The 12,946-nt window shown below is 46.4% G+C and carries 10 protein-coding genes; 9 read left to right on the top strand and 1 reads right to left on the bottom strand.

Going from position 1 to position 12,946, the window contains the following annotated elements:
* Window positions 1-82 precede the first annotated feature (82 nt).
* The 5 genes from DKT75_RS12450 to DKT75_RS12430 all read left to right on the top strand — a co-directional run bounded on the left by DKT75_RS12450 (window position 83) and on the right by DKT75_RS12430 (window position 6,014).
* A complete protein-coding gene (locus DKT75_RS12450; protein WP_109823767.1) occupies window positions 83-784 on the top strand; it encodes a nitroreductase family protein in 702 nt (233 codons plus the stop codon).
* Window positions 781-1,881 carry a glutamate-cysteine ligase family protein gene (locus tag DKT75_RS12445; RefSeq protein WP_109823766.1) on the top strand — a complete coding sequence of 367 codons (1,101 nt, stop codon included), beginning with the start codon at window positions 781-783 and terminating at the stop codon, window positions 1,879-1,881. The genes DKT75_RS12450 and DKT75_RS12445 overlap by 4 nt, the downstream gene beginning before the upstream one ends.
* Before the next feature lie 147 nt (window positions 1,882-2,028).
* Complete coding sequence (locus DKT75_RS12440) at window positions 2,029-4,209, top strand: TonB-dependent receptor (RefSeq protein ID WP_109823765.1); 2,181 nt, start codon at window positions 2,029-2,031, stop codon at window positions 4,207-4,209.
* A gap of 93 nt (window positions 4,210-4,302) precedes the next feature.
* Window positions 4,303-4,986 (top strand): Fe2+-dependent dioxygenase, encoded by a 684-nt coding sequence (locus DKT75_RS12435; RefSeq protein ID WP_109823764.1) that lies wholly within the window; start codon window positions 4,303-4,305, stop codon window positions 4,984-4,986.
* 23 nt (window positions 4,987-5,009) lie between these two features.
* Window positions 5,010-6,014: a Fe(3+) ABC transporter substrate-binding protein gene (locus DKT75_RS12430; RefSeq protein WP_109823763.1), complete on the top strand. Its 1,005-nt coding sequence runs from the start codon at window positions 5,010-5,012 to the stop codon at window positions 6,012-6,014.
* Between the two features lie 48 nt (window positions 6,015-6,062).
* On the opposite strand, the gene DKT75_RS12425 is transcribed toward DKT75_RS12430, so the two are convergent.
* Window positions 6,063-8,939 (bottom strand): FAD-binding and (Fe-S)-binding domain-containing protein, encoded by a 2,877-nt coding sequence (locus DKT75_RS12425; protein ID WP_109823762.1) that lies wholly within the window; start codon window positions 8,937-8,939, stop codon window positions 6,063-6,065.
* 305 nt (window positions 8,940-9,244) lie between these two features.
* Here DKT75_RS12425 and DKT75_RS12420 point away from each other — a divergent pair, with 305 nt between their 5' ends.
* Genes DKT75_RS12420 through DKT75_RS12405 form a run of 4 tightly spaced genes read left to right on the top strand, consistent with a single transcriptional unit; the run spans window position 9,245 to window position 12,912 of the window.
* The gene (locus DKT75_RS12420; RefSeq protein ID WP_109823761.1) at window positions 9,245-10,000 is read left to right on the top strand and encodes an FCD domain-containing protein; all 756 of its coding nucleotides are present in this window, start codon (window positions 9,245-9,247) and stop codon (window positions 9,998-10,000) included.
* Window positions 9,997-10,812 carry a (Fe-S)-binding protein gene (locus tag DKT75_RS12415; RefSeq protein ID WP_109823760.1) on the top strand — a complete coding sequence of 272 codons (816 nt, stop codon included), beginning with the start codon at window positions 9,997-9,999 and terminating at the stop codon, window positions 10,810-10,812. The genes DKT75_RS12420 and DKT75_RS12415 overlap by 4 nt, the downstream gene beginning before the upstream one ends.
* Complete coding sequence (locus tag DKT75_RS12410; RefSeq protein WP_109823759.1) at window positions 10,799-12,232, top strand: lactate utilization protein B; 1,434 nt, start codon at window positions 10,799-10,801, stop codon at window positions 12,230-12,232. The genes DKT75_RS12415 and DKT75_RS12410 overlap by 14 nt, the downstream gene beginning before the upstream one ends.
* Window positions 12,229-12,912 (top strand): LutC/YkgG family protein, encoded by a 684-nt coding sequence (locus DKT75_RS12405; protein ID WP_109823758.1) that lies wholly within the window; start codon window positions 12,229-12,231, stop codon window positions 12,910-12,912. The genes DKT75_RS12410 and DKT75_RS12405 overlap by 4 nt, the downstream gene beginning before the upstream one ends.
* Window positions 12,913-12,946 lie beyond the last annotated feature (34 nt).

Genomic DNA, 12,946 nt, shown 5'->3' with positions numbered 1-12,946 from the left:
AAAGCTTCAAATGCTAATAATTATCATTTACTATAAATTAGTATAAATAAACACCAAGAAATCTAACCGCTAGGAGACCTGCATGAATTTCCACAAACCCCATTCCTTAGCTAGCGCAGTGGATACCGTTATAAAAAAACGTCGTACATTTAAAGTCATGGGTGACTTCAACGCGCCAACGCCAATCCCAAAAGGGTTTGCGCAACGTATTGAGCAAGCCATGAAAGTCGCTGGAGAAGCCCCTTACCACTATCCTGCTAACGCTATTCACCTAAACTCGGCGATGGACTCCCCCGTTCCTTGGCGTTTTTACGCGCTACAACAAAACGACTGTTTAAATTTAGCCGAGCACCTAATCGCAAATGGCGATGTGAGCAGTGAGCAAGCCGGTATTATTCGCATGTTGTCTGCCGCAGGCACCTTGGTTCTCACTACATGGTTGCCAGAACCTAGCACCCTGCCTGAAATAATCACTGAGCATAAAAACACCGAACATATTGCCGCTGCATCTGCCGCAATACAAAACCTATTACTCGCGGCAACTGCACGCAACGTACAAACTTATTGGTCTTCTGGTGGCGCACTGGGCGGTAAAACTTGCTACGACTTATGCGGCATTGCACCTCGCGAAAAGCTATTGGGGGCTATTTTTATGTTCCCACAAGCCGCTGTTCGCAGCTCAAAAGCTAAACCCGGCTCACTGCATGATAAACGTGGTGACCCAGATCAATGGCGCACTTGGCGCACACTTTCCCCCGTAAAACCTATCAGGTATACCGCATGAAATTTCAGTTTGGTATTGAACACGAGACTGCCTTCATTAACCCCAATGGCGACTTTGCTGACTTCAGCAACACACCCTTTGAAGACTTTGAAAACATTATCGAGACACTGCCGCTTTATGAAAGTGACTACCCACAGCTACGTATCGGCGACTCTGGTATTAAGCTAAAGCGTTGGTACATCGAAGGCTATGAGCGCTTTAATGATCAAGAGGAAGTCACTGCTTGTAGCCCAAAGGGCATCGAAATACGCACCACCATCCACTCAAGTGTGGAGAGCACGATTCAAGAATTAGAAGAAAGTTATGAGCTGCTAAAAACAGCAGCAGATAAGGTTGGTTACAAACCTGCGCTGGTGAGTTTTAACCCGTTTAAGAATAAGTTTGACCCTGTTCCACCGTTAAGTGACTTTGAAGAAAAGCGTCGCCAAAGCTCTCCTGAAATGATCACGGCAGACATTCCGATGCTGACTCAAGGCCCAGACTTGAGCCTGTCATGCGCTGACTTATCAGAGCCTCAAATCATTACTGCTGCGAAAAAACTGACGTACTACAGCCCATTTATTGTGCCATTTAGTTTTAGCTCACCGTTTTATGAAGGGACTGCTTGGCAGGGTTTATCCGCTCGTACATGGCAACGTACAGGCGCACGTCCAGCGGTAATGGCCTTCCTCAAAGACGACACATATAGTATTGAGTCAACGCCCTCACTCACTCAAATTGCGCGCGTACCCGCAGAAGTCGGTCGTATTGAGTTTAAAGCGTTTGATAGCTGCGGCGAATTCACACTGTACCAATCGTTGCTCTACCTGTTAAAAGGTATCGTGCTAGATACTCAACTCACCGGTGCGACCACTACGCCCGATGAAGCAATGCATAAGCGCTCTGCGATTGATGGTTTTAGTGACCCACTTATCAAAGAACATGCGTTAATTGCGACTCAAGCGGCACAACTTGCGCTACCTGAAAGCGAGCGCCATCACTTGGACTGCTTACTTGAAAAGCTTGAGACTAACGACAGTGAAGCGTCGCTCATGAAGCACGCTTACCAGCATCAGAAGATGAGTATTGAGCAGATTATTATGCAGGCTGCGCGCTAACATCGAGTACATTGCAAAAAATTAACTTTAAAGCTTGCAAGTGCGAATGGGAATAATTATCATTCATTGAAATTATTCCCTACATCATATAGCCCCCTCCCCACAGCCACAGATGTCCCTCTTTTATTACTTAAGGAGTTCACGTCTGTGAGCAACAATACGCTACAACTAACATCTGCCGCTCTCGTCGCAGTCGCGTCATTCACTTCAATAGCCAATGCTGCTGATGAAGTCGTTACACTAGATACCGTCACTGTTTCAGACACTAAGCAAGTCGCTGGCGTTAACCCAAACGCTGACCCTGACGCACCTTATAAAATAGACCAATCTGGCAATGAGAAATTTACACAGCCACTTTTAGACGTGTCTAAAACGATCAAAGTAATCGGTAAAGAAGAAATGGCTGACGGCAACGTCACTGCTCTAAAGGAACTTATGCGTACACAACCCGGTATTACACTGGGTACTGGTGAAGGTGGTAATGCTTACGGTGACCGTTTCATTATTCGTGGTTTTGAAGCACGTGGTGATGTCTTTATGGATGGCATGCGTGATCCGGGTTCTAGTAATCGTGAAGTATTTAACACAGAGCAAGTTGAGATCGCTAAAGGCGCTAGCTCGACATTTGCAGGCCGCGGTACAAGTGGTGGGGCGGTCAACAGCGTGAGTAAAAAACCTCAAGAAGATAACTTCGGAAAAGTGTCTGTAACAGGCGGTGAATACGATAAGCGTCTGACATTTGACGGCAATAAAGTCATCAATGACAAGCTAACAGTCCGTGCAAATGTATTGGTTCAAGACTCGAAGGTCGCAGGCCGTGACGAAAGTGAAGACAAACGCCAAGGTTTTGCATTTGCCGTCGGTTACAAAGCAACGGAGCGTACTGAGTTATTAGTCGACTTTTATCACCTAAGAACTGAAGGCACTTCTGACTACGGTATTCCTTGGGACTCTGAGGCAGGTGCTCCCGCTGACGTTGGTTCTAGCTGGTACGGTATTGCAGGACGTGATTTTCAGGATACAGGCGCTGATATTTTCACTGCGACCTTGAGCACTGACTTCACCGATAATACTCGCCTAACGACTAAAGTACGTACAGGTGAAACAACAAACGACTATGTTGCAGTTGCACCGCAGGCACGTGATGGTGTTATCTCTGTAACTAACCCAAAGACTGCTGCTTATACCAATAAATTTGTTGGTCTTAACACGCAACTAACACATGAGCGTCATATTGGTACTGTAGAGCACACCTTTGCTGTCGGTTTCGAAGCAAGTAAGGAAGAAGTAGAAAAACTAGGTTATGACATTGTCGGCATAACTGACGAGTGTACTGGTCAGGACGTTTATAACCCAAATAACTTCCAAACAGGATGTGGTACCGCTGTTAAAAATAGTGATGGTAGTCTGGCAGAAGTGTCAACGCTTGCTCTCTACATCATGGATACAGCAAAGTTTACCGAGAAGTTCCAAGTATCGGGTGGATTGCGTTATGACTACTATGACATCACACGAGATAGCGACATCAACGAATACGATGATGCAACTGTAGCAAAGCTAGACACTGACTTCTTAAATGGTCACGTAGGCTTCACTTACAAACCACGCCCTAATGGCAGCATTTACGCATCAGCAAGCTCATCATCAAATGTACCTGGCGAACTATTAGATGCGGGTGCAGTTGCTTATGGTGGACTAACTGAACTGTCTGCTGACTACACAAAGCCTGAGCGTAACGTGACTATTGAGCTGGGTACGAAGTGGAATATTGCAAATGATAACTTAGCTCTAGTCGCTGCTATTTTCCAAACAGAGAAAAGCAACCAACTAGAGTCAAGTGGACGAGGTGACTCTGCTGTCGTATCACAAACGGGTGCTGCTAAAGTTCAAGGTGCTGAAATTAGCATATCAGGTAAAGCAACACCTAGATTGACCTTAACAGCCGGTGCTAGCTACTTAGACACAAAAGTAACGGAGTCTTCTACAGCAGAAAATGTAGGCCTGAAGCTAGCTAACGTTGCAAGTAAAAGTGCTTTCGTTCAAGCCAAATACGATGTTACGCCACGCTTTGCTGTCGGTGCCTCTCTGACACACACAGGTGAAATTCTAGGTGGAACATTTGCTGCAACGACAGGTAACTCCCTAGAAGCAAGCAACCGTTTAGACCTTATGGCGGAGCTAAAAGTGAATAACTCACTTAGCTTCCAAGCGAACGTCATTAATGCAACAGACGAGCCAGCTTACGATGCACTTTATCGTAGTGGTAGCCCGTTTGTTTACGTTGGAGAAGGTCGCTCTGCAAGCCTAACAATGAACTACTCGTTCTAAGTTAGTTCCTTTGTGCCCTGTAATGTTGTTGCCGTATTCCCTTACCGCTCAACATTGCAGGGCTTTTCTACTTAAAGCATAAGGCCAAACCCAATGCTCATTCACTTACCCAAAGTACTCAGCGCAGAACAGGTGCAAGTCGCACGACAGCTACTCGATGCCGCAGACTGGACCGATGGCAAAGTTACCGCTGGCGAGCAGTCAGCCACAGTAAAAAACAACACCCAACTACCCGAGTCGTCAGTCACTTCGCAGCAATTAGGCGACATGATTTTAGGTGCGTTAGCCAATAACAACTCGTTCATCTCTTCAGCACTGCCTGGAAAAATCTTCCCGCCACTGTTTAACTGTTATGAAAATGGCGGTCACTTTGGCAAGCACATCGACAACGCCATTCGCATTGTTCCAAACAGTGTTGTTCGCGTGAGAACTGATCTATCTGCCACGCTATTTTTTAGCGAGCCTGACGAGTATGACGGCGGAGAATTAGAGATTGATGATGTCTACGGCAAGCAATCAATCAAGTTCGCAGCGGGCGACATGGTGCTCTACCCGTCGACTAGCTACCACCACGTTAACCCCGTCACTCGCGGCAAACGCCTCTGCTCATTCTTCTGGATGCAAAGCATGGTACGTGACGATGCACAACGTGACTTGCTGTACCAAATGGACCAAAGCATCCAATCCATCGCTGCCGAAAAAGGCATGAAAGATGACGACGTCATTCGTTTAACGGGCGTGTACCACAACCTAATTCGCCGCTGGGCAGACACCTAGTCGCACTCAAAAGGCTTTCTAATATGTATAAATTACTCGTTGTAACACTGCTTTTCTTCACTGGCTCTGCACTGGCTGACAGCGTCAATGTTTACTCGGCACGACAGTCTCAACTGATCAAACCACTACTCGACGCATTTCAAGCTGACACGGGCATACAGGTCAACTTGATTACTGGCTCAGATGACCAATTAATTAAACGACTTAAAAGCGAAGGTCTAAATAGTCCCGCTGACATCCTACTCACAGCCGATGCTGGGCGTTTGTCTAAAGCTAAAACAATGGGCTTGTTACAAGCGATTAACTCGCCGTCTTTGTTTAAAGTAATTCCTGCCCACTTACGTGATCCTGGCAATACATGGTTTGGGCTGACGTATCGTGCGCGTGCGATCTTTTATGCTAAGAACCGCGTGAGTCCTCAGCAGTTATCAACCTATGAATCACTGACTGATCCGCAGTGGAGAAACCGTGTTTGCGTGCGCTCATCTAACAGCATTTATAACCAATCACTTATCGCCTCTATGATCTCTAGTGTGGGTTTACCAAAAACACAGCAATGGGCAAATGGCTTAGTGCGTAACTTTGCCAGAAGACCTGTGGGCGGCGATAAAGACCAGATAACAGCAGTTGCTTCTGGGCGTTGTGATGTGGCTATCGCTAATAGCTATTACTATGCGCAAATGGCATTTGGTGGTGATCGGACATTGCGAGTGGCTGCGAGTAAGGTTGGGATTTTTTGGCCTAACCAAAATGACAGAGGCACACACATTAATATCAGTGGTGCAGGTGTTACTGCGTCGTCAAAGAATAAAGCGAATGCTATTCGACTGTTAAATTACTTGTTAAATGATGATGCACAGCGTTGGTATGCCACGGTTAATGGCGAGTATCCGGTGAAAAAAAGCATACCGGCTGACCCAAGGATTCAGGCTTGGGGCGCGTTTAAAAGTGACTCATTAAACTTGTCGGAGTTAGGCCGATTTAATACTCATGCGATTAAGGTGATGGATCAGGCAGGTTGGCGTTAAAACTGTAAAGCAAGTGGGCTGATCTAACACCAGCCCACTCGTATAAACTTAAGCTTCAGCAATCAACTCTTTAACTTGCTCATCAGTCTTCGTAAATTCATTACTCGCACACTCATCCACCAAGTACGCAATTGAGCGATACTGTCTGCCAGAATGTAGCGATAAACCAATCTCACACGTTCGGCTATTACTCACACCTTGCGTACAATTTTCTGGTAGCTGCTCTTTCAAACGCGCCAATGACGCGGCATTTAACTCTGGCACGGTAAAGCCTTTATCCCCACCAAAACCACAACAGCCCTCTTCTTCTGGCTCAAGTACCGCACCAGAGCAAAGGTTAGTTAACTTACGTAAGGTAGCATCTAGACCCATTTTTCTAGCACTACACGTAATGTGCAAAGCAATGGGCTCTGACTTCGGTGAAATCTCTAAAAACGGCAGTAAGTATTGCTCAATAAAGCCTGCTGTTTCGACAAGTTTCATCGGCTTTTCAAACTGCTCAATCATTCTTAAAGTACAAGGACTCGTGTCGCACAGCACAGGGTATTTGCCCTGCTCACTGGCTTCCCAAAGCACCGCTTCAAGTTGTTTGATAGAAGAACCTGCACTATCTGGAAAGCCCATACTTGCGAAAGGCAAACCACAGCAAAGCTTGTCAATTGACGGCGGTGTAATCGCTCCAAAACCTGCTTTAAACAGCAGTGAATCAATCACCGATCTTATATCACGCGTTTCTGTGTCATCATTTTCAGCCGTCCCCATACTGCGAGTCACACAGGAAGGAAAATAAACCACCTTACCGTTCACTGCATCGTCTTCAGTGATGCGTGGCTCTACACTTTTCACACTACGAGGTAGATATGGATGCCAAGTAGGGACAATACCACCAGTGACTTTTGTCATACCGCGACTGACCGCGCCCAGTGCTTTTTCACCCATCACTTTATAAGCAAGGTCGGCAGACTTTAGTCCCACACGCGTCGCACTCGTCATGCCTGCCATATGTTGTTGCGCTTTAGCGGCCACTGACTTGGACCTATCGCCACGTCGGTCAGTGCGTAACTCACGCATCAACTCACCTGTATTTATCCCAACAGGACAACGCGTCGCACATAAACCATCCACTGCACAGGTATCAATCGCATCATAATCAATCGACTTAGCCCATGCAGTTGCAGCCTCATCCTGACCATCTGCTTCTAAACGTGCTTGCTCACGCACGGCAACAATCCGTTGGCGAGGCGTCAGTGTTAAATGTCGTGACGGACAAATCGGCTCGCAGAAACCACACTCAATACAGCTATCAACCAGCTCATTGGCCGCAGGCATTGGCTTGAGATTTTTCAAGTGAACTTCTGGGTCTTCGTTTAACACCACACCTGGGTTAAGTATGTTGTGTGGGTCGCATAATTTCTTCAACGCCCACATTAGAAGGTACGCATCTTTACCCCATTCCAACTCTACAAAAGGCGCCATGTTACGGCCAGTACCATGCTCTGCTTTTAGTGAGCCGCCATATTTAACCGCGACCAACTCAGCCACATCGTGCATAAAACCGGAGTAACGGTCGACTTCAGCTTGAGTGCTAAAGTCTTGGGTAAACACAAAATGCAGATTACCTTCTAAGGCATGACCAAAGATAATCGCTTCGTCATAGTTATACTTACTAAATAATGTTTGTAGCTCGCGCGTACCCTTCGCCAACGACTCAATAGGGAATGCCACGTCTTCAATAATAACGGTCGTGCCCTTTTCTCGAACCGCACCAACCGCTGGAAATAGCCCTTTTCGGATACCCCACAAGCGTGCGTATTCATCAGGGTCTGTGCTGAACTGTGCAGGCATTAACAAGGTTTGTGAACCTAAGCATTGTTGAACTTGAGCAATTCGGTCAGCCAGTGAGTCTGCCGTTTCACCACGTACATCAACCAATAAGGCTGCAACATCATTGCCCAATGTTTTTAAGTGTTCAGGCATGCCGGGCTTGTCTTCAACAGAGCGTAACCCCGCACGATCCATCAATTCGACGGCATCAACTGGCTGTTTCTTTAACGCGATAACGGCATTACATGCAGCTTCTACATCTGGAAATAATACCAATGCAGTCGCTTTGTTCGCGTAGTCAGGTACGGTGTTGTAAGTAATTTCTGAGATGAAACCGAGCGTACCTTCCGAACCAATCATGAGATGTTCAAGTATTTCGATAGGCTCATCAAAATCAACCAGCGCATTCAAGCTATAGCCCGTGGTGTTTTTGAGGCGAAATTTGTGGGTAATTTTTTCCAATAGCACAAGGTTAGACTTCACTTGATGCGATAAGTCAGACAAGCCCTGCAATAACGAAGTATGTGACTTAGCAAAAGCGACACGACTGGCTTCATCTCGCGTATCAAGCACCGTCCCATCCGCCATGACCATGCGCATGCCTTCTACCGTACGATAACTGTTTTGCGCAGTACCGCAGCACATACCGCTAGCGTTATTCGCAGCGATGCCACCAATCTTTGCGGTTCCAATCGATGCGGGGTCTGGGCCTATTTTTCGACCATGTGGCGCTAGGTATTTATTAACCTGTGCACCAATAATACCAGGCTGTAGCGCAATTTGATTACCACCGTCTAGTATCTCAAAGTCTCTCCAGCTATTCCCTTCAAGCACCACCAGCACCGCATCTGTCACGGCTTGCCCTGACAAACTTGTGCCAGCTGCACGGAAGGTAACTGATATATTGAATTGATGCGCTAAGCGTAAAACCTCGATCACTTCTGCTTCGTTGATTACCTTTACAACCACTTCAGGTATTAAGCGATAAAAACTCGCGTCGGTACCATAGGTTAAGCGATGTAGGTCATCACGAAACTGACGACTTTCAGGCACGAACTTCGTCAGAGACTGGCAAAAGCCATCATAATTTACAGCGGTCATTGATCACACTCCACATCACTTCATCAAGCTCTACTGTCGTATAAACTTGATTAAAAAACTTTAAAATATTACCAATACACCAAATTGGTAAGTAAGACTATCTTCCAATAATCGACTGAAACACCCTATTTTGTCAATATAAATTACCGTCCAAACCTATTGAAAGTACTTGTGAAAATCTCATAAAAACCGTTTTTAGACGGTTCAATGGGAAACTTATCTAACGAGTTAACTTGCAATCCCATTTGACTATGCTTACACTTATTTGACTAATTGGTAAGACCAAATAGCAACATTGAGGATTTATGAAGAAACAACGCCTTTCAGAAAAAATAGCCGAAAAACTTGAGCGTATGATTGCCGATGGCAGTTTAACCCCAGGTGATCGACTGCCTGCCGAGCGTGCACTTTCTGAAGAATTTGGCGTGTCGCGCCCCTCGTTACGTGAGGCAATACAAAAGCTCATTAGTAAGGGTTTGCTGTTTACTCGCCCAGGTGGTGGCACCTTTGTGAAGACTACCATCGCGACGAACTTCAATGACCCAATGCTGGCAATGTTTCGTGAAAACCCAGAGTACCGGTTTGACGTGCTAGAGATTCGTCATGCCTTAGAAGGTAACGCGGCTTACTATGCAGCGCTGCGAGCGACCGACGAAGACAAAGAAAAAATCCGCAGTAACTACGACAAAATGATTGCCGTTCATGGCAGTGAAGATCCTATGGATGAAGCGCGTGCTGACTCGGCCTTTCACTTATCCATCGTAGAAGCGTCGCATAACCTTGTGTTGTTGCACGTTATGCGTGGTTTGTTTGAACTATTGCAAAACAGCATTTCCCATAACCTCGACAAGCTTTACACCTTACCTCGCACCTTTGCCCCACTTAGCGCGCAGCACAAAGCATTGATGGAAGCAGTGGTGGAAGGCCGACCTGAAGATGCGCGTTGTGCTGCACAAAATCACCTCGCATTTGTTGAAGATAAGATCAAAGAAATAGATGCTGATGAGGCGCGGAAAATACGCTCGCTTCAATACACTCAAGTTCTTGGAGACCAATCATGATGAATACGAAAGACTCACAAATATCTGACAAGAAAGTTGGACTGTTTGTTACCTGCCTAGTGAACACCATGCGCCCTTCCGTTGGTTTTGCCTCTGTGCAACTGCTCGAAGAAGCTGGCTGCTCCGTTGAAGTACCCGAGCTACAGTCATGCTGTGGCCAACCGTCGTTTAACTCAGGTGACGATGAAGGCACGCGGCAAGTTGCCAAACAAGTCATTCAGCACTTTGAGCATTTCGACTACCTCGTTGTGCCGTCGGGGTCTTGTGCATCAATGATTAAGAAGCACTTTGTGGAAGTCTTTCAAGATCAACCAGAATGGTTAACAAGAGCGGAACACCTTGCCAGCATCACTCATGAACTGCTGTCTTTTCTGGTTGATATATGTGATTTCGAACCAAAAAATGTGTCGCTCGACGGGTCTTATACCTACCACGATAGTTGCTCTGGTTTACGCTCATTGGGTGTTTATGAGCAACCACGAAAGTTACTGTCCTCTGTCGAAGGTTTGGAGCATAAACAGCTAACTGCCAGTACCGAGTGCTGCGGTTTTGGTGGTACATTTTGCGTGAAATACACCGACATATCTAACGCCATTGTTGGTGAAAAAACTGAAAATATCGTCGCGACAAAAGCAGACTATTTACTCGGTGGCGACATGGGTTGCCTGATGAATATGGCGGGTAAGTTAAACCGCGAAGGTCATACCGAAATTAAAACTCTGCACACTGCTGAATTACTCACTGGTCAACGTCCTGAAGCCATGCAAAATAAAGCAATGGAAAACTCAGGAGGCAATGATGCAAGCAAATAAGCCTCAGAACTTCTACAAAAATGTGAGCGAAGCGCTGGCCCAGCCAAACTTAAAAGCCATCATTCGTAGAACCACAGACAAGGCGGATGCGAAACGTGCGGAAGCGGTCAGTAACTTCCCCGGTTTTGAAAATGCCCGTACGCAAGGTCAGAAAATAAAAGACCATGTCATTAAACACATGGATCATTACCTAGCGGAGTTTGAAAAAAACGCCAAAGCACAGGGCGCGATTGTTCACTGGGCAAGTACTGGTGAGGAAGCGACCAAAATTGTGATGGATATTTGCAAGCAGCATGAAGCAAAGAAAATCACACGCAGTAAGTCGATGTTAGGCGAAGAAATCGGCTTATCTCATGCGCTTGATCATTCGGATATGGAGCGAATTGAGACTGATTTAGCTGAGCATATTATCCAGCTTGCAGGCGACCCACCATCACACATCGTGTGGCCAGCCATGCACCGTAGTCGTGAAGACGTGGTGAAGTTGTTCCGCAGCAACCATAAATCACCGACTCAATCTGAAGAAATTATCGACCTCGTTCGTAGTGCACGTCGTGACTTACGTACTAAATTTTTAACGTCTGATATTGGCATCAGTGGCTCTAACTTTCTACTCGCAGACAGTGGTTCGTCTTGCACGGTCACCAACGAAGGTAACGCTGAGCTGACCATCACACCGCCTAAAGTACATATAGTAACCGCGGGGATTGAGAAGCTCGTTCCATCGATGGCGCATGCTGTTCCCCTACTTCGTCTGCTAACACGCTCGGCAACTGGTGCTGAAATCACCCAGTACATCACCTTTCACAACGGGGCTAAACGAGAAGGCGATGCAGATGGTCCAGAAGTGTCACACATCGTACTCGTCGATAATGGACGCACAAAAATGCTGGCTGACGGTATGGAAGAAATGCTGCGCTGCATCCGTTGCGGTGCTTGCATGAATCATTGTGTGGTTTACAAACATATCGGTGGTCATGCGTATGGCTCAGTTTATCCTGGCCCGATGGGTTCAGTACTGACGCCTCACATCGAAGGCTTAGAGGTCGCTAATAAACAAACACACGCCTGCACGCTTAATGGACGCTGTGAAGAAGTCTGCCCTGTCAATATCCCACTGCCTAAGTTGCTACGCGCACTTCGCGCAAAGTCTTGGTCAAAAAAGTACGAGCCAATAACTAACCGTTTTGTGGTGTCTGCTTACGCGATGCTAGCGAGTCGACCTAAGTTATTCCAGCTGTCGTCTTCGATGGGCGTTGTGATGATGAAACTGTTTAGTCGCAAAGGCTGGATACAATCTATGCCATTTACCAGTGGTTGGACGAGCAACCGTGACTTGATTGCGCCAGAGTCAAAAACCTTCATGCAGCAGTATAAAAAACAGAGAAAATCGAGCAATACGGCGGAGAAACAGCAATGAATAAGCAACAAGAAGCTATCAGTAGGCAGAAGATTTTTGATGCGATAAAGCAAGCTTCACCCACTGCACCTGCGAATATTGATGCTATTCAAAAAGAAGCACTTGAGTTGCTATCGTTGAATGAAGACGCACGCCCTGCCGCACTGCATGATGACCCGAGTATTGCGCTGGAAATGCGAGTAGAAAAAGGTCTGGTCATAGGCACTAGTTGCGAGCGAATCGCGACCTTAGCTGACTTGCCAAATGCTGTGAAAACGTTTTTCGCAAAGCACAAGCTGCCAAAAGTAGCTAAGGTGCAAGAAACTGAGCAGTTGCAGTCACTGGATTGGAACGGTATTGGGATTAATGCTGACATTATAGAAGATGACACGGTGGGCGTTTGTTTAGCGGAATACGGTATCGCTGAGACAGGGTCGTTTGTTGTTAGCTCAAGCAAGGACATGCCGATTTTATTAAACTTCCTACCGCTGTATTTGGTGGTGGCTGCGCCTAAGTCGAAGGTGTTGGCGTTTATGGATGACTACGCGCTGATTGCAAATGACATTGCTAAGCAAGGTACGACGCCTCGTAATATCTGTATTATTTCTGGGGCTAGTGGTACGACGGATATTGAAGGGGTTTTGGTACAAGGCGCGCATGGACCGGAGTTTTTGCATCTTGTTATTGTGGATGATCTATAAGCAACTTTAGTTTCATGCTTATTCGTTGTACTAC

This window comes from Leucothrix arctica, from assembly GCF_003172895.1.
GTDB lineage: Bacteria > Pseudomonadota > Gammaproteobacteria > Thiotrichales > Thiotrichaceae > Leucothrix > Leucothrix arctica.
The sequence above is the reverse complement of the archived record's forward strand: the minus strand, read 5'-3'. Positions and strand labels throughout refer to the sequence as shown.